The 18,069-nt window shown below is 67.6% G+C and carries 12 protein-coding genes; 8 read left to right on the top strand and 4 right to left on the bottom strand.

Annotated elements, in window-relative coordinates; genetic code table 11:
- Positions 1-6 precede the first annotated feature (6 nt).
- From AB0I18_RS01790 to AB0I18_RS01780, 3 genes are read left to right on the top strand one after another with little or no spacing between them, the layout of a single operon-like run.
- Positions 7-2,964, top strand: a complete 2,958-nt coding sequence (locus tag AB0I18_RS01790; RefSeq protein WP_363103340.1) for a helicase-related protein — start codon at positions 7-9, stop codon at positions 2,962-2,964.
- Positions 2,964-7,094 (top strand): DNA methyltransferase, encoded by a 4,131-nt coding sequence (locus tag AB0I18_RS01785; protein WP_363103339.1) that lies wholly within the window; start codon positions 2,964-2,966, stop codon positions 7,092-7,094. The genes AB0I18_RS01790 and AB0I18_RS01785 overlap by 1 nt, the downstream gene beginning before the upstream one ends.
- Positions 7,095-7,127: 33 nt before the next feature.
- Positions 7,128-8,270, top strand: coding sequence for an EcsC family protein (locus AB0I18_RS01780; protein ID WP_363103338.1), 1,143 nt, complete (start codon positions 7,128-7,130; stop codon positions 8,268-8,270).
- A gap of 52 nt (positions 8,271-8,322) precedes the next feature.
- On the opposite strand, the gene AB0I18_RS01775 is transcribed toward AB0I18_RS01780, so the two are convergent.
- On the bottom strand, positions 8,323-8,508 hold the full coding sequence (locus tag AB0I18_RS01775; protein WP_363103337.1) for a DUF397 domain-containing protein: 186 nt from the start codon (positions 8,506-8,508) through the stop codon (positions 8,323-8,325).
- Positions 8,505-9,362: a helix-turn-helix transcriptional regulator gene (locus AB0I18_RS01770; protein ID WP_363103385.1), complete on the bottom strand. Its 858-nt coding sequence runs from the start codon at positions 9,360-9,362 to the stop codon at positions 8,505-8,507. Before AB0I18_RS01770 ends, AB0I18_RS01775 begins: the two co-directional genes overlap by 4 nt.
- Before the next feature lie 183 nt (positions 9,363-9,545).
- Between AB0I18_RS01770 and AB0I18_RS01765 the strand changes: the two genes are divergently transcribed.
- Both AB0I18_RS01765 and AB0I18_RS01760 read left to right on the top strand, forming a co-directional pair.
- The gene (locus tag AB0I18_RS01765) at positions 9,546-10,034 is read left to right on the top strand and encodes an ATP-binding protein (protein ID WP_363103336.1); all 489 of its coding nucleotides are present in this window, start codon (positions 9,546-9,548) and stop codon (positions 10,032-10,034) included.
- Between the two features lie 101 nt (positions 10,035-10,135).
- Positions 10,136-10,693: a hypothetical protein gene (locus tag AB0I18_RS01760; RefSeq protein ID WP_363103335.1), complete on the top strand. Its 558-nt coding sequence runs from the start codon at positions 10,136-10,138 to the stop codon at positions 10,691-10,693.
- 145 nt (positions 10,694-10,838) lie between these two features.
- On the opposite strand, the gene AB0I18_RS01755 is transcribed toward AB0I18_RS01760, so the two are convergent.
- Entirely contained in the window at positions 10,839-11,249 is a 411-nt protein-coding gene (locus tag AB0I18_RS01755) for a hypothetical protein (protein WP_363103334.1), read from the bottom strand.
- 127 nt (positions 11,250-11,376) lie between these two features.
- Between AB0I18_RS01755 and AB0I18_RS01750 the strand changes: the two genes are divergently transcribed.
- Together AB0I18_RS01750 and AB0I18_RS01745 are read left to right on the top strand one after the other, a co-directional pair.
- The gene (locus AB0I18_RS01750) at positions 11,377-13,491 is read left to right on the top strand and encodes an AAA family ATPase (RefSeq protein WP_363103333.1); all 2,115 of its coding nucleotides are present in this window, start codon (positions 11,377-11,379) and stop codon (positions 13,489-13,491) included.
- The gene (locus tag AB0I18_RS01745; protein ID WP_363103332.1) at positions 13,484-14,722 is read left to right on the top strand and encodes a PE-PGRS family protein; all 1,239 of its coding nucleotides are present in this window, start codon (positions 13,484-13,486) and stop codon (positions 14,720-14,722) included. Before AB0I18_RS01750 ends, AB0I18_RS01745 begins: the two co-directional genes overlap by 8 nt.
- A 32-nt stretch (positions 14,723-14,754) precedes the next feature.
- Here AB0I18_RS01745 and AB0I18_RS01740 read toward each other — a convergent pair whose 3' ends face one another.
- Positions 14,755-17,130 (bottom strand): DUF2786 domain-containing protein, encoded by a 2,376-nt coding sequence (locus AB0I18_RS01740; protein WP_363103331.1) that lies wholly within the window; start codon positions 17,128-17,130, stop codon positions 14,755-14,757.
- Between the two features lie 455 nt (positions 17,131-17,585).
- Here AB0I18_RS01740 and AB0I18_RS01735 point away from each other — a divergent pair, with 455 nt between their 5' ends.
- The gene (locus AB0I18_RS01735) at positions 17,586-17,924 is read left to right on the top strand and encodes a hypothetical protein (RefSeq protein ID WP_363103330.1); all 339 of its coding nucleotides are present in this window, start codon (positions 17,586-17,588) and stop codon (positions 17,922-17,924) included.
- The last annotated feature ends 145 nt before the right edge of the window (positions 17,925-18,069 follow it).

Genomic DNA, 18,069 nt, shown 5'->3' with positions numbered 1-18,069 from the left:
ACCGACATGTCCCAGACTTACGCCACCGGTTCCCTGGTGAAGACCCGAGGCCGCGAGTGGGTGGTGCTCCCGGAGAGCAAGCCCGATCTGCTCGTGCTGCGCCCGCTGGGCGGCTCGGACGACGACATCGCCGCCGTGTTCCCAGCGTTCGAGACGGTGGACGAGGCCAGGTTCGCGCCGCCGGAGCCCGGCGACCTCGGCAACCAGCGTGCGGCGGGCCTGCTGCGCACGGCCCTGCGGGTCGGCTTCCGTTCCGGCGCGGGCCCGTTCCGCTCACTGGCCGGGATCGCGGTGGAGCCGCGCGCCTACCAGCTCGTGCCTCTCCTCATGGCCCTGCGCCAGAAGACGGTCCGGATGCTGATCTCCGACGACGTCGGCATCGGCAAGACGATCGAGGCGGGCCTGGTCGCCAGCGAACTCCTTGCGCAGGGCGAGGCGACGGGCCTGGCGGTGCTCTGTTCACCCGCGCTCGCCGAACAATGGCAGCAGGAGCTGCGGAGCAAGTTCGGCATCGACGCCGAACTGGTCCTGTCGTCGACCGTCTCGCGTCTCGAACGCCGCCTGGACCTCGGCCAGTCCCTCTTCGACAAGTATCCGCACGTGATCGTGTCGACGGACTTCATCAAGTCTCCGCGCCACCGCGACGACTTCGTACGCCACTGCCCCGACCTGGTGATCGTGGACGAGGCACACACGTGTGTGGTCGCCGACGACACGTCGACGAGTACGCAGAACCAGCTCCGTTACGAGTTGCTGCGCCGCGTCGCCGACGACGACACTCGACATCTGCTCCTCGTGACAGCGACCCCGCACAGCGGCAAGGAGTCCGCGTTCCGCAATCTGCTGGGGCTGGTCAAGCCCGAACTGGCTTCGGTGAGCCTGGAGTCGGAGGCCGGAAGGAAGCTGCTGGCCCAGCACTTCGTGGCGCGCAAGCGGGCGGACGTACGCCAGTACCTCACCAAGGAGGACGGCCTCAGCGACGACTCGCTGGCCGAGCGCACCGCGTTCCCCTCGGACCGCTACTTCAAGGACGAGACGTACAAGCTGTCCCCGGAGTACCGGGCGCTGCTGGACGACGCGATCGCGTACGCGAGCGAGCGGGTCGAGGAGGCGGGCGGTCAGGGCAGGCGCGAGGCGCGGATCGCGTGGTGGTCGGCGATCGCGCTGCTCCGCTCGCTGGTGTCGTCGCCGCGGGCCGCCGCGAAGACCCTGCGGACGCGCTCGGCGGCGGCGATCGCCGCGTCGGCGGAGGAGGCCGACAAGCTGGGCGCCCCGCTCACCAGCGACGCGGCCGACAGTGACTCCATGGAGGGCATGGACGTCGCTCCGGGCGCGGAGATCAACGAGGACGACGACCCTCGCTCCCGTCTGGGTGAACTCGCCGACCGAGCCGAGGAGTTGGAGGGCCCGGCCAAGGACCTCAAGCTCAAGGCGCTCATCAAGCACCTCAAGGGCCTGCTGGCGGACGGCCACAACCCGATCGTGTTCTGCCGCTACATCCCGACCGCCGAGTACCTCGCCGAGCAGCTGGAGAACGACAAGGACAGCGGCAAGCGCGGCCCGCTCGGCGCCAAGACCGTCGTCAAGGCGGTCACCGGCACGATCTCCCCGCAGCAGCGCATCGAGCGGATCGAGGCGCTCGCCGTCGAGGCGGGCGAGGACGCCGCCGCGCGCCGCGTCCTCATCGCCACGGACTGCCTGTCCGAGGGCGTCAACCTCCAGCACCATTTCGACGCCGTCGTCCACTACGACCTGGCATGGAACCCGACCCGCCACGACCAGCGCGAGGGCCGCGTGGACCGGTACGGGCAGCGCCGCGACCAGGTCCGCGTCATCACGGTCTACGGCGACGACAACGGTATCGACGGCAAGGTCCTCGAAGTCCTGATCAAGAAGCACCGCCAGATCAAGAAGGACCTAGGCATCTCCGTCTCCATCCCTGACGAACTGTCAACAGGCGTCACGGACGCGATCGTCGAATGGCTGCTCATGCGCGGTCGCGAGGGCCAGCAGGACACCCTGTTCGGCTCCGAGGCCCTCGACACGGCGGCGGGCAAGGTGGAGACCGACTGGAACTCGGCGGCCGAGCGCGAGAAGGCATCGCGTTCGCGGTTCGCGCAGCGCTCGATCCACCCGCAGGAGGTGGCCCGCGAGGTCGCCTCGATCCGGGAGGCACTGGGCGGCGCGGGCGAGATCACGACGTTCGTACGGGAGTCACTGGAGGCTCTGGGCGCGGTGCTGCGCGGCGGCGACGAGGACTTCACCGCGCAGGTGGGTGGCACCCCCATCGGCTTGCAGGACGCCCTCGCGCCAGCCATAGGTGCGGAGGTGATCGACAAGGACCGCCCGATTCCGTTCCGTACGGATCCGGCGGTGGCGCGCGGCGAGGCGGCCCTGGTCCGCACGGACCCGGTCGTCGGCGCGCTCGCGTCCCACGTCCTGAACGCCGCGCTGGACAAGGACGCGCCCGGCGCCCGTCCTGCCCGCCGCTGCGGCGTGGTCACGACGGACGCGGTGGGCACGATGACGACCCTGCTCCTGGTCCGCTACCGCTTCCACCTCACGTTGCCCTCACGCAGCGGCGACAAGCAGCTCGTGGCGGAGGACGCCCGGTTGGTGGCTTTCGAGGGCTCCCCGAAGAAGGCCGTGTGGCTGACCTCGGAGCGGGCTGCCGAACTGCTCGACGCAACGGCGTCCATGAGCACGCCGCCGCACTTCGGCACGCGCACGATGACGCGCACGCTCGATCAACTCCTCCCCGGTGTGAAGGACCACTTGGCGGCGTACGGCGAGGAACTGGCCGCCGACCTCGACGCCTCGCACCGGCGGGTTCGGGCGGCGTCCGGTGAGATCGTCCGCGGTCTGTCCGTCACGGCCCAGAAGCACGCCGACATCCTCGGCGTGTACGTCTACCTGCCCACCACCGCTGCCACCGCCGCGACTGCTCCGGGAGTGTCCGCCTGATGTCCGCCACCACCCGCCACCAGGTGTTCACCGCGGTCCACACGGTCGGGGGGCTGCTGCCGGCCGACATGTTGGTACGGATCTCCGAGGGCAAGATCACCAAGGACCTCAAGGGCCTTGCCCCCGCGGACTACCGCATCCCGGGCTCCCGTTCCGTCCGCGACGAGGCGGAGCGGCAGTGGGAGAACCTGAAGTCGCTGTGGCGTGAGCTGCGCGAGAAACTGCCCCCGGAGCCGGAGTCGTCGGTCCGCCCCGACAGCACCGGCTACGCCCGCGCCAACTGGGTGGAGCCGCTGTTCGACTCGCTCGGCTTCGGCCACCTCGCCCCGGTCGGCGACGGGGGCATCACGGCCGACGATGACACGAAGACGTTTCCGGTTAGCCACCGGCGGGACAACACGCTGGTCCACGTGACGACTTGGAATGCCGCCCTGGACAAGCGCCAGGGCACGGGTTCTCCGGCTCCGCAGTCGTTGTTGCAGGAGGCACTGAACCGCACCGACGCCCACCTTTGGGCTCTGTTGACCAACGGCCGCCAACTGCGTCTGCTGCGCGACTCGAACGCCCTCGCCACCACGTCGTACGTCGAGTTCGACCTGGAGGCGATCTTCGACGGCGAGTTGTTCAGTGAGTTCGTCATCCTCTACCGGTTGCTGCACGCGTCCCGATTCGAGAGCCCGCAGGGCGGCTCCCAGTGGACATGCTGGCTGGAGGTGTGGCGGGACACGGCGATTCGTCTTGGCGCGCGGTTCCTCGACGACATAAGCGTAGGCGTACGGCTGGCTATCAAAGAACTCGGCACCGGCTTCTTGAAGCACCCGGCCAACGGTGTCCTGCGCGAGAACTTCGACCGCGACACGTACCACAAGGCACTGCTTCGACTTGCCTACCGCATGCTGTTCCTGTTCGTCGCCGAGGACCGGGATGCGCTGCACCCCCCGGAGGCTGACCCTCAGGCGCGCAAGCGGTACGCCGACTACTTCGCAACGGCGCGGCTGCGGGAGCAGTCCCGTCGGCGGCGGGGTACGTCGCATTCGGACCGGTGGGAGGCCCTGCGTCTAGTGCTGGCGGCGCTGGGCAAAGAGGCGGGCCGTCCGGAGCTGGGCCTGCCCGGCCTCGGCGGTCTCTTCGACCCGACCCCGACGGACGCCCCGCTGGAAGGTCTCTCCCTCTCCAACCAGCACCTACTGGCGGCCGTGAAGCACCTAGCCGTCGTCCATGACACGGAGGCTCAGCGCTGGCGGACGGTCGACTACCGCACACTCGACGCCGAGGAACTGGGCGCGATCTACGAATCATTGTTGGACTTGGTCCCCCAGGCCGGCGCGGACCGCACCTTCGAGCTGGTGCCCCGAGCGGGCAACGAGCGCAAGAAGACCGGTTCGTACTACACGCCGAGTTCGCTGGTCGAGGTATTGCTGGACTCCACTCTCGACCCGGTCATCCAGGCGGCGCAGGAACGCGGTGAGAAGAAGGCGGCGGAGGCCAAGCAGTCGGATGCGGACACGCGGGAGACCATCGTCGCCGAGCTGCTCTCCCTGACCGTCTGCGACCCCGCCTGCGGCTCCGGCCACTTCCTCGTCGCTGCCGCGCGCCGCATCGCCAAGCGGGTGGCGGCTGTGAGCGACCAGACGCCGGAGCCGACGCCGGAGAGCGTCCGGAGCGCGCTGCACGAGGTCATCGCGCGGTGTGTGTACGGCGTCGATCTCAATCCGATGGCCGTGGAGCTGGCCAAGGTCTCGCTGTGGATGGAGGCGTTGGAGCCAGGAAAGGCGCTGGGCTTCCTCGACGCGCATGTGAAGCTCGGCAACGGGCTGATTGGCGCCACGCCGGCGCTGCTGCGGGGTGGGATCCCGGAGGCGGCGTTCAAGGTCGTCGAGGGTGACGACAAGTCGGTCACGAATGCATGGCTCAAGCGGAACAAGGAGGAACGCCAGGGGATCGTCACGCTGGATGCCGAGATGGAGGAGTCGGTGAGCGTCACGAACACGACGTTCGGCTCCGAGTTGCGCAACCTTGTGGAGAAGTCGCCGACTGCGAAACTCGGGCAGGTTCGGAAGCTCGCCAAGCGGTATCACGCGTGGGAGAAGTCCCGTGCGTATACGGATGCCCTGAAGATCGCCGATGCCTGGTGCGCCGCGTTCATGTGGGAGAAGACGGAGGATGCGCCGCCGCCGGTGACTCAGCGGGTCTTTCTGTCGCTCCAGTCGGCCGAGGGGGTGGGCGCGCTGGAGGAGACGCATCGGGAGGTCGAGCGGCTGAGTGGGGAGTACCGGTTCTTCCACTGGCACTTGGAGTTTCCGGATGTCTTCAACGTGCCGGGGGATCTGTCTGCGGCGGGGGTTGATCCGGTTACGGGGTGGGCGGGAGGCTTCGACTGCGTGTTGGGGAATCCGCCGTGGGACAAGGTCGATTTCAAGGATCAGGAGTACTTCAGCGTTGTTGAGCCGTCGCTGGCTAAGCTGTCGGGCCAGAAGCGCCGTGCAGAGATCGTTAAATGGGCGTCTGAGAATCCAGCTGAGGCCGATCGTTACCATGCAGCACGCCGTAGGGTGAAGTCGTCGTTCCATTTCCTTGGAGCATCTGGGGCCTTCCCGCAGATGCGTAGGGGACTCTCGGCTAAGGGCGTGAACTCGCTCCAGACAGACCAACTGTTCACGGAACGGTTCGTCTCCATTACTGCCCCGCAGGGCCGCTGCGGCACAGTCGTCCCCACTCAGATCGCCACAGGTGCAGGTGCTCAGTTCCTATTCCAGGACCTGACTCGGCGAAGCGCGGTGACACACTTGTACGACTTCGAGAACGGCAGGCGGGAGAGACTGTTCCCTGCTGTACACGCCAGCTACCAGTTCGCACTCGTCTCCCTCACGGGGCGCGGACTGACCGAACCCGCTGCTCGTTTCGCTTTCTTCCTCGGCCACCCTGACGAACTCGCCGACGGCACGGCGGTTTTCGCGCTCTCCCCCGAGGAGATTGTCATCATCAATCCGAACACTGGCACCCTCCCAGTGTTCCGCACCCGACGGGACGGCGATCTCACGACAGCCATTCAAAGTCGCGTGCCCGTGCTGGTGAACGAAAATGAGGCGGAAGGTAACCCGTGGCGCCTCACATTCAGGCAATTTATCAACCTGACGGACGACTCCGACCTGTTCCGTGATCAATCTCAGCTGGAATCAGAGGGCTGGGAGCTCCAAGGGAACGTCTTCGTTAAGGACAGCGAGCGCATGTTGCCGCTGTACGACGCCAAGATGGCCCACCTCTTCGACCACCGTTGGAACAGCTACTACGGCCTCGGCAACGACGATTACGAACGTGTCCCGGTGGAAGGGAAGCAAGATCCCTACGGCGTGGCGCAGCCACGCCAGTGGATTCAGGACGCCGGGCTCATTCCGACCACACGCAACGGCAAGGAGGCTCAAATTGCAGGCGTCGCCGAGCGCCTGAAAGACCTGGAGTGGAACCATGACTGGTTGATCGGCTGGCGCCGAGTAGCGCGAGTCACGGATGAGCGCACCGCAATCCCGGCCTTCCTGCCACGGGTAGGGGTGGGCAACACGTTCCCATTGATGTTCCCCGGTGTGTCTGCCGGGCTAAGCACGGCCCTCGTGGCTACTCAGAGCTCTCTGGTCTTCGACTACGTGGCACGCCAAAAGGTCGCTGGCATCGACGCTGGCCTGAGGACCTGGAAGCAGCTCCCGGTCCCCCACCCCGATGACCTGGCCCTTCACACGCCCTTCCTGACCCCCCGCACCCTCGAACTCGTCTGCACCTCGTGGGAGATGGAGCCCTTGGCCGAGGACCTCGGCGACACCGGTACTCCCTTCACCTGGAACGAAGACCGCCGCGCCCAACTCCGAGCCGAACTGGACGCCTACTTCTTCCACCTCTACGGCGTTTCCCGCGACGACACCGACTACATCCTGGAGTCCTTCCAGACGGAGAACGGCGGCCTCAAGAACAACGAGATCGCCAAGTACGGCGAGTACCGCACCAAGCGCCTGGTCCTCACCGAATACGACCGCATGGCAAAGGCCGGACTCAACCTAGAGACCCCACTGACGGACGGCGCGAACTACACCTCCACCCTCACCCCACCCCCGGGCCAGGGCCCCCGCCACCCCGCCTGACAGCTCGCCCCGGAGACAGGAGCGCCACGAACCATGAGTGACCCGCAGTACCCGCAGCAGCCCGATCGGCTTCCCTCGGACTACGAGCTCAAGGAATGGCGTGCCATCCAGCAGTTCAAGAGCCGTCCACTGTCTCGAGCGATGAGAAACGTCGGCGAACAAGTGGCCAATGGCGTCGCGGAAGTTGGCAAGCGTGCCACGAAGCAACTGGAGAAGCACCCACGGGCCAAATCGGCCGTTTCCCGTGGACAGGAATTCGTTGCCAAGGGCGCTCACAAGGTCGGCACCGGGGCTCGCGGCGCCACCGACGCCCTGCCGGACTGGAGCGGCACTGCCGTTCAGTCCATACAGCGGACGTTGGGACGGGTCTCGCGAGTGGGACTCTCCTCCAAGCGGGTGGTGGCGCTCCACAAGAAACGCGGGCACGACGTCGCATCGCTCTCCGACCTACACCGCCTCGACCTCGAACAGGTAGACGCGGTCCGCGGACGGGCGGCGAGCTGGTACTTCCCGGCCGCCGCGGCGCTCTCGGGCGCGAGTGCGGGACTTGTGATCTCCGGAGGACAGCTCGTCATCGCCGCCTCCGCCGGCGCCGCGGCGGCGCCTTCGGGAGGTGTGATCACAGGTGCCTTCGTCGCCGATACCGCATTCGTCCTCGGACTCGCGTCCCGCGCCGTCGGCCAGGTCTCGCTGTTCTACGGCTACGACCCCGAAAGGCCTGCCGAAAAACTCTTCGTGATGTCGGTCGTCAATGCCGGGACGGCGAGTTCGGCCACCGCCAAGAACGCCGCGATGGCCGACATCTCGCGGCTCACTCAGGCACTCTTCCGTGGCAAGACGTGGGAGGTCCTCAACGAGACGGTTGTCGCCAAGGTCTCCTCGCAATTCGCGAAGGCATTCAGTTTTCGCCTCACCAAGAAGGGACTCGGCAAGGCCGTACCCGCAGTCGGGATCGTCGTTGGAAGCACCCTCAACTGGGCCACTCTGGAGGGGATCGTCGACGCCGCCGAGATGGCGTACCGGCGGCGGTTCCTCCTGGAGAAGTACCCGCATCTCGCTAACGAGGAGGCATCCGGATCGCTTCCCGACACCGGCCCAGACGTCCCGGACGACGCCGACGAGGCGATCAGCTTGCTCGACGAGATAGCCGGGGCGGGCGGACCCGACCTCCGCTGAACCAGTGCCCCGGCGGTGAACGTCATCACACGACCGCCGGGACGAACACGGCTCAGGCCCCCGCCGCGAACCCCACGAACCGCGACCACTCCTCACGCCCGACGGCGAAATGCGGGCGAGTCACGTCCTTGGAGTCCCGTACGCAGATGGCCTGTTCGGTGACAGCGACCTCCACGCAGCTGTCTCCCTGGCTACCGCTGTAGCTGGACTTGAACCAGGCGAGTTCCGTCGTGCTCATAGCTCTCCTCGGAGTCGCTCCAACAGGCCCCGCGATTCTTTGGGGTTCAGGGCCTGCGAGCGCAGTGTGTCATAGCGCTGATAGAGGAGGCTCACCTCTTTCGCGTCGCTGATCAGACGGCCGTTCTGCTGTCCTTCCGAGTACGCGAGCCGCCGACGCTCCGGCGTCTCCAGAAGCTGCACGGGACCATCCAGACACGCATGCAACCCGCCCTCCAGCGGCATGATTTGAAGCGTCACGTTGCGCGGCGCGCTGTGCTCCAGCACATGATCGAGCATGCCCCGCATCTGCTCCGCGTCCCCGAACCGACGCCGGAAGACATGCTCCTCGACGATGAAGCTGAACGGAACCGTCGGCCGCTCGTGCAGCATCCTCTGCCGCTCCAACCGCACAGCCAGCAGCGTCTCCAACTGCCCGTCCGTGACCACTGGAATCGTGCCCTCGAACACCGCCCGCGCATACTCCTCCGACTGCAACAACCCCGGCACCAACCGACACTCATACGTACACAAACTCACCGCAACCCGCTCCAGCCGAGCCCACCGCCGAAACCAAGCCGCCAGCCCCGCCTCCCCTCGCGTAAGAAATCTCGCCGACCTCCTCAGCGCACCCGTGTTCCCCAGCGCCTCCTCCGCCCGCTCCACGAACGACTCGTCCGGCATCCGGCGCCCCAACTCCACTGACTCCACGGTGTGTTTGGAGAACCGGACGAGGTCACCGAAGTCGGCCCGGCTGAACCCGGCGTTCTCGCGCAGGGCCTGGACGACCGCCCCGAAGGTCCGCAGACTGTCCGAGGGGTCGGGCTCCCGCTCCGCCTCACAGGCCGTCAGGTCATCGCTGTCCGCGCTGTCCATGCTCTCCGTGCCGTCGGCCATCCGCGGCCACCTCCAGGTGCGTACGTGCGCTGTTCCCCGCGATCGACTCACCCAGAGTGACGGCAAGATCGGCGTACCGTCTACAGAACGTCCCCGTACGCTGACGCACCGTACGGGCCGTACCTCTGGAACACACCCCCGCGCGCCCCTCACGGTGACCCCATGAGCGCCCCCACACCCCAAGCCACCGCCGCCGTACGCACTTTCGCCCAGCGGCTGTCCTCCACCCGCCGCGGCGCCCGCCTCGCCCGGCTGCTCGCTGTCGAACGACTCCAGGCCTGGCAGGTCTCACTCGCCGTCACGGAACGCGTCGAACACGTCGTGGCTGAACTTGCCGCGAACGCCGCGCTGCACGGCCGCGTCGAGGGCCGCGACTTCCAGGTCGCCCTCACGCTGGACGAGGCAACCGGCACCGTACGCGTCTCGGTCACCGACGTACGCGGCGACCAACTACCGCTGCTGCGCTCGGGCTTCGAGACGTCGGTGGACGACGAGTCGGGCCGCGGCCTTCTCCTCGTAACCGCCCTCGCCGACCGCTGGGGCACGGACCCCTACCCCCCGAGCGGCAAGACGATCTGGGCCGAGATCGACCAGCACGGCAAGCGACCGGAGGCGGTGGTATCCCGCCAATCCGGTGGCCGATGCCGTTGAGGACGGTCAAAGGCTTTGAGCGACGGCGTCCGGTCGACCTACGCTCCGTCAACAAATCACGGCGTTCCCACCCACGCCACTATTCGACAGGAGTAGGTCCCTTGCCTTTCCCGCCCGGTGACATGGTCGCCGCCTTCGGCAGACACCTGCACTTCAAGAGCCTGGAACAGGCCCTGTGCGAGCGGCATCCCAAGGTGGCCGACCGGGAGGGCTCCGACGCCGGCCCCGGCGAACTCATCGAGGATTCCACGCCCAGGACCGCACGGAGGTCTCCCAGCCCTCGTGAGATCACCGACGCGGTCCTCGACCAGCTCACGGCCTTCGGCTTCGGGGACTTGGAGGAAGGTGACGCCGAACTCCCCATACGGTCCGAGGCGTTCCACATCGCGTGGCACAACCGCGCCAAGAATCTGTCGACTTCCGAGGTTCAGCGGCTGAACGGCCTGGCCGCGGCGTCCGGCGAGGACGTACCCAAGCGGCTGATCGTGATCACGGAAGCCGGTATCAGCCGTCCGGCAGCGGCCTTCGCCGACGAGGCCAGGGCCTTCGTCTACTGCCTCGACCGTACGACGGGCCACCTCATGGCCTTGAACTCACGTGCCCGCGAAACACTGCTGCCCCGCTCGAACCCGACGGAGCAGCGACTGGAGCCCTGGTAGCCGCTTCCCGCAAGGCGCCCGCGTCAGTGGACGGGCGGGCAACCACTGCCCGTGCACCGTCCTCACGAAGCACACTCAGGCACTCTTCAATTCCGTGGACCGGCGCGTGGGCCGCCCTCCAAGCGGTCCGCCCCGGACGTCCGTCTCACAGACCTGCCCGCGCCAGCAAAATCGGCAACGCCCCCGGCTTGACCTTCTGCACCGACCGCACCTGGCCGAGTTCCAGCTCGTCCCGGCCCACCGGATCGCTGTACAGCGCGTCCGTGGCCACGGGGAGCAAGGTCACATCGACCCGGTACGGGAAGTCCGGGTCGTCGGGGACCTCCCGGGGCTCCCTGTCGACCTCGGCCACCGCGGCTACCGCCGACTCCGGGTGGCTGAAGAAGAACCACAGGCGGTCGCCGGGGTTCATGCGGTTGCGTCGGCTGAGCCAGAAGTCGCGTCCAGGGTCTTCGCGGGCGAGACGGCGGATAGTCTCCTTGTCGGAAGGCTCCCCGTCCAGGGTGTCCTTGTTCGGGTTGAGGATGTAGATCCAGTCCTCCACGGTCTCCCCCATCGCCGTGGCGCCCGCTCTGCCCCAGGAACGGATTCGCCGTGGCCCGCCATAGTGTCACCCGCGCAGGCCGCCCGCAGGAAGTCACTCAACCTCGGTTTCCGCAGGGGACATTGCCACCGTTTCCGGCATGATGACCTTCATGACGGGTGGGGTGGATGTGCGCGCGGCGGCAGCCGAGTTCGACCGGGGTGCCGTGGCGGAGATCGAGTCGACTGCCGAGGACGAGCGCAAGCAGGTGCTGTCCCTGTTTCCGCTGGATGAGTGGGCGGAGCTGCCGCTTGAGCGCTACGCCCTCGGGCAGGTCGCGCCGTCCGGATCGGGGCCGGCGTACTGCCGACTCATGGAGTTCGACACTCCGCACCTGGGCAGTATCAAGGGCGGCAGCGCCGCGAAGCACATCATGTACCACCACGTATCCGGCGAGTGGCGGCTGGCCGCTCCCCTGCGCGGGATGGATCCGCAGGACGCCTGGGCGGAGCTGCGCGGACAGTTCGTCCGTGCCTTCGACGCCGTCGGGTCTGGAGACTTCGAGGCCGTGGACGACCTCGAAGTGCTGCGATTCGGGCCGACGTTGGTGACGAAGTCACTCGCGACCTACTTCCCCCAGCATTTCCTGCCCATCTACGCGGCCGAGCATATGCGTAGGTTCGTCACCCTGCTGGGTGGCGCGGTGGACGCCGACGCACCTGCCTGGCGCAGAAACCGTCAGCTGCGGGAACTCGTGGGCGAGCGTGCCGAGTTCGAAGGCTGGACGGGGCAGGAGGCGATGCGCTTCCTGTACAAGCACTTCGACCCGCGTCCCCGGCAGCGCACCATCTGGAAGATCGCTCCCGGCGAGCGCGGCCGTCTGTGGGAGGAATGCCGGGACGGCGGGTTCATCTGCGTCGGGTGGGACGAGCTCGGCGATCTCGGCCAGTACCAGAGCGACACGGAACTCAAGCAGGCCCTGGATGCGCACTGGCCCCGCAGCAGTGGCGGCAGCCTGACCCTCGCCCGTCGGCTGCTGTCCTTCCGGGACCTGGAGGCAGGAGACCGGGTCGTCGCCAACCGCGGGATGGAGGAAGTCCTGGCCACCGGCACAGTCGATGGGAGCTACCAATTCGGACTGGACCGCCCGGAGTTCCAGCATGTCGTTCCGGTGGCCTGGGACATCTCCCACGCGCAGAAACTGTCGAAGCCCCAGCACGGGTGGCGGTCCACCTTCGCGAAGGTCGACCCGGCCCTCTTCGCCAAGTTCACCGCACACCAGGCCGACTCCAGCCCGGACACGGGCAGGGCTCAGGCGGGCGTGCCTGTCGCGCTGCCCGAGGACGTTCAGGCCGTACTGGACGCCCTGGAGCGCAAAGGGCAGGTGATCCTGCACGGGCCGCCCGGTACGGGCAAGACACGGCTCGCGCTCGGTGCCGCCCTCGCCCTGGCCGGCCGCGCCGACGTGCTCGGAGCCGACGCCCGCCAACGTGCCGAGGCACAGGCCGAGATGCTGCACGGCGACCGTATCCACCTGGTCACCTTCCACCCCTCGTACGGATACGAGGACTTCGTCGAGGGCTTCAAACCGGACCTGAGCGCCACGGGCCCCGGACTCACCCTCGCCCTCGCGGACGGTCTGTTCCACACCCTGTGCAGCCGGGCTGCCGCCCACCCCGAGCAGACGTTCCTTCTGATCATCGATGAGATCAACCGCGGTGACCTGCCGCGAATCTTCGGCGAGTTGATCACGCTCCTCGAACTCGACAAACGGAATCTGCCGGCCGTCCTGCCCGTCAGCAAGCGGCGCTTCTCCGTGCCGACGAACGTCCGGATCATCGGCACGATGAACACCGCGGACCGGAGCATCAGCCACCTGGACGCCGCGGTCCGCCGCCGCTTCGCCTTCCTGCCCGTCGGCCCCGACCCGGACGCGGTCTCGGGAACCGTCGGCCCTCTCGACCTGGCCGCATTCTTCGAGTCCCTCAACACCCGCATCACCAGCCATCTCGACGCCGACCACCAGATCGGGCACGCCTATTTGCTGCGCGACGGTGAGCCGATCGCCACCGAAGAGGATCTGGCCGCCGCCTTCCACCACGAGGTGATCCCGCTCCTGGAGGACTACTGTCTCGGCCGGGCCGACCTGCTGCACCGCGTCCTCGGCGGCCTCGTCGACGCGGACACCGGACGCCCCGTCCTCATGTCCTCGCAGGACCTTGCCGACGCGCTGGCGACCGAGTTCACCAGCGGCGCACCGGGCCCCGATGCCTGACCGCACCGAGGTCCGGCTCGGCGAGTACGAGTCCGCCCAACTCGGCTTCGAACAACTCACCCCCCGGGACGTCGACCGCCTGGGTGCCCTCCAGGCACGCGGCTGCCTCACACTGTCCCCGGACCGCACCGGGTGGCGGCTAAAAGCCGACGGGACCGTCGGGATCCTGGTCCTGGACCGTGTCCGCCTGATCGTCGAGCCCAAGTTCGCCATCCCGGGAGAGCAGCTCATGAGCTGGCTCGCCTACGCCCTCGGCACGCCTGTCCCGGCGACCGCCAGACGTTGGGCCACCGGCCCGGACGGCTACGCCGACCTGGTGGCCGCCGCCCTTCTCGGGGAGTGCGAGAAGCTGCTGCGGGAGGGGCTGCGCCGGGACTACGTACGCCGCGAGAGTCTCGAACCGGTGCTCCGGGGACACCTGGACGCCACCGCCCAGGCCACCCGCCGCTACGGGCAACTGGACCAGCTACACGTCCGTACCTTCGACCGGGAGCCGGACATCTGGGACAACCGCGTCCTGGGGAGCGCGTTGAAGGCTGCGCTCAGTCTGACCGCCAGCTCCGACCTGGCCCGCGACCTCCACGGAATCGCCGGCGCCTTTCCGTGCGCCCCTACCCCGGCCGCGGCGCTGCGCACTCTGGACCGCACCCACTACACATGCCTGAACGCCCGCTACCGTGCCGCCCACACCTGGGCCCGCCTGCTGTTGCGCGGCGGAGGCGTGACGGACCTTCTCACCGACAGCGGCACCACGGCGGACGGACTGCTGCTGACCATGCCCGCGCTCTGGGAAGCGGTCGTTCGCCGCCTGGCAACCGAGGCCGGTGCTCTGCACGGCGGGCACGCCGTTGCCAGCAGTGGCCGGGTGGCGATCACCGTACGTGGAGACCTCGGCAGCACCTCGACCTTCCGACCCGATCTCCTGCTCAGCCTTCCCCGGCGTGACACGGCCCAACGCACACTGCTGCCGGTGGACGCGAAGTACAAGCGCTACGACCGCCACAGCATCAGTGCCGCCGACACCCACCAACTCCTCACCTACAGCGTCGGCTACGCCCCCGGCGACGCCCCGAGGGCAGTGATCATCCATCCCCAGCCTGGTGGATACGCCCACCGCAGCCTCCAGGTCGACGGCCCGCGGGGCGGACTCGGAATCATCGACGTCCTCGGCATCGACACCCATGCGCCTCCCGAAGAAGCGATCACATGGATGCGGTCAGCGCTGCTCTGAGTCCCAAGTAGGCCCCGCTGCCACCAGAACGATCAGGCAATGAGCTCGCTCAGATCATCGCTCTCATCGTCGTCCAGCGCGAGGGCCCCGATGTCGGCCTGCTGCCCGTCCACGTGCCCCTGCCGGTATCCGCTGCCGGTGAAGCGCGTACGCCGTACCTTGCCCAGCTTCGGGTAGCGGGAGGCGACCTCGGTCTCGACTTCGGTGGTCCGGTCGGCCAGGACGAGTGCCACACTGCGGCCCTGCACGGAGGGGTTCGTCGCAGCGGCCTCTGCACGGTCGCGCTCACTGTCCTCACGCGCAGCACGTTCGGCTTCTCCGATCCGCAGGGCCACAGCCCGGATGAAGCCGAGCATCCAGGAACGCTTGTAGGCCCGCGGGAGCTCCCCCGTCGGCCGGTGCCGCGCGTCTGCCCGTTCGGCGCCTTGCAGCATCTGCAGGCGCAGGCTCGCATAGAGGACTTCGACGGAGTGCAGGTCCGAGGGGAATCCGAACAAGTGGACCCGGTGCTTGTTCGCCTTGCCCCCTGGATAGATGGGGTGGCAGCGCATCGCGAAGGCGATGGCGGACAGGAGTCGCTTGCACTCGCCCATCCAGGGGGCGACAACCTCGACCACACGATCCGCCGGCTTCTCGCGCACGGCGGGGTCGTCGCCGCGAAGCATGGCCTGCTCGATGCCGTACTTGGCCATCATGGCCGTCGCCTTCTGCAAGAAGGCCTCCGCCTCGGCCTTCGTGGCCGCCGGATTCTCGGCCAGGCGCAGGATGGCCTTCACCTTGGCCAGCAACTCATCGGACAGCCGGGCGGACTTGGGCTGCGCCGTCGCCTCGGGGGTGTCCGAGCCGCTCGCGGTGGAGGTGGGGTCCGGCTGCCCCTGCTCGTCCTCCTCTTCGTCGTCCCAGCCGTCTTCCCATTCGTCGTCCTGCTGGTCCGTGGGCTCTTCGGACGCGATGACGTCCGCCAGGTCATCGACGTCAGGTACCAGTTTCCGCAGGCCGTACAGCGCGCCCTGGCACCAGGCCGAGGCGTCGGCGTCCCGGATCTCGGCCTGCAGCGACCGGAGCAGTACGAACCTCTCGTCCCCGCCCTGGATCACGAACTCCAGGCGGGCGTGGCCGAGTTCGGCGAGGGTCAGGAGTTCGCACAGGTCGGTGGCGCTGTGCTGGGAGTACCGCAGCTCGATACCGGGCTCGGGGTACCAGTCCTCCGGTCCGTCCAGTCCCAGCCCCTCGAACAGGGTCCCCTGACGAGCCAGGACGGCATCGACGTCCACGCGGATCGCGGACGACGAGGCCGTTCCGGAGAAGGCCAGCGCGGCCGCCCGCTCCTGGGGGGAGGTGACGATGTGGTACCAGACCGGTACGGAGCCACGCATGGAGTGCCAGGTGAGCTCCCCTCGCGCCTGGCGTTCGGCAGCTTCCTCCGCGACACCGGGGTCTAGCACTCCGTCCGTCCACGCGCTTGCCGAAGGGTTTGCCACGCAGTCGAGGAATTCGGTCAAGTACGCGTTCCTGTCACGCCGCTCGGGGGACATGGAAGTGCGGAACAAGGTTCGCTCGTAGGCCGAGAGCGAGTGGATCAACGGTTCGAGGACCTCGGCGGAGTAGGTCTCGACGGACTCGTACAGCTCTGTCAGAAAGTCTTCCGTCGCTTGGGACGCGCCGCCCGCATGCTTGTCGCACCATGCGCCCAACTCCGCGGCACAGATCTCCTGTTCGGCGATGAGCGCGAGGTGTCCGGCGCCCTGAAGGCCACCCTCGTACACGGCCAGGGAGTTCTGGATCGCTTCGACGACATGCGGCTGCGACAGGACCGCCTGCGCGAGCAGACTCAGGGGTTCTTCGGCCTCGTCCGCGAGATGTTCGGTCAACGGCGTGAACGACAGCCCGTTCTCGTACTGTGCCCATTCGGGGTGCGGGCTGTCGGCCGTCCGCACGCCCCACCGCGAGACCAGCTCGTCGTCGGTCCGGCCAGGCTCGACAGCCCTGGCCCGGTCACTCCTCCAGAGCGCGAGGACGAGTTCCTCCCACTCTTGCGCGTGCCAGGACCACAGCGCCGGGTCCTCGGCCACGGTGAGAGCGGAGCGCAGCCGGCGCACGGCATCGGCCAGGTCGTGGCGATGGCCGTGCGGGATCAGCAGCTCCAGCCAGGCGACGGTGTCCGCGACGGGCTGGACGCGTGCCTCGTCTGCCGCAACGCGACACAGGACCACGGCGTTCACCAGCCGCCGGTCACCCAGGTCCGCAGGGATCAGCGCATGCAACTGCGGACCGAAGTCACTCAGCGCCTCGCTCAGCTCGGTGATCCGCGCCCACAACCAGAGCTTCCGGGCCGAGTCGAAGTCCGAAACTGAAGCTGGTGCATGGGCTGTGCTCTGCTCCACCATGACGTTCGACGCCCTCCCCATGGGCCAATCGCACGAGGCCGCCGCCCGCACCCCGCGATCGAAAACGAGTTCACATCCTAGAAGCCTCGACAGCGGCCGGATCACGGCAGGTGTAAGCGGTTCGTCATGGGCTTCACGCAAGATCACATCAGGTTCAACAACGGTCCGGACAGACCCTTTTCGGCCCAGCGCCAATGAGCCGGGACTCGTCGGCAGTCGGACCTGTTGACGGCCCAGCCGACTCCGCGTTCAGCCTGTACCAGCTTTCCGAAGTGCGCCGAGCCGTCGGCGACCTACCGCCGACCTGCGGTACGCGCCCTGCGGGCGGAAGCTGGTAGGAGGCACACCGGAAGGAATCGTCGTCATGGTGGGATGAAGAGCAGTCTCTCGCAAGCACGTCTTCCTCGCGACAGCCTGTGTCACGGTCGGCCCAACCCTGCTGGCGGGGTGCGGCGGCGGTTCGCCGAACGGAGACCGTGGACAGGCCCCTCGGCCGCAACCGCAATCTCGTCGGCCACGGCCGTGGCACTTTCGCGCCCGTCACCGGACGATGTCCGCATCCTGAAGAAAGGGCAGACCCTGCCCGTCGCCATCTCAAGGACGGCGAGACGAAGAAGGTCGACCAGGAGATTGGCGGGGACTGCGCAGAACTCGGTCTCGTGAAGGAGAACCTCCTGATCGAACCGCATCCCCGCCCAGGTGAGTTCGTCCGAGGCACGACCGTACTCATGGTGCCGGATACCCAACGGGGTGTCTTGGAGTTCGCCGACGGCATGGACCACGCGATGTTCAAGGTCGAGACCTCCCGGCGCTGACACCTCACGCGCCCTGAAGACGGACCCGGCGGGCGAAGCACCTAGAACGAATGTACACATCATTGATCGAGACTGATTCACGTAAACACGTTGACAGTGCTAACAGGGCAACGTCATGCTCGTACTGACAACGGCACACCGTCCC

This window comes from Streptomyces sp. NPDC050704, assembly GCF_040654355.1.
GTDB lineage: Bacteria > Actinomycetota > Actinomycetes > Streptomycetales > Streptomycetaceae > Streptomyces.
Note: the sequence above shows the minus strand (reverse complement) of the source record. Positions and strands in the feature narration are given on the sequence as shown.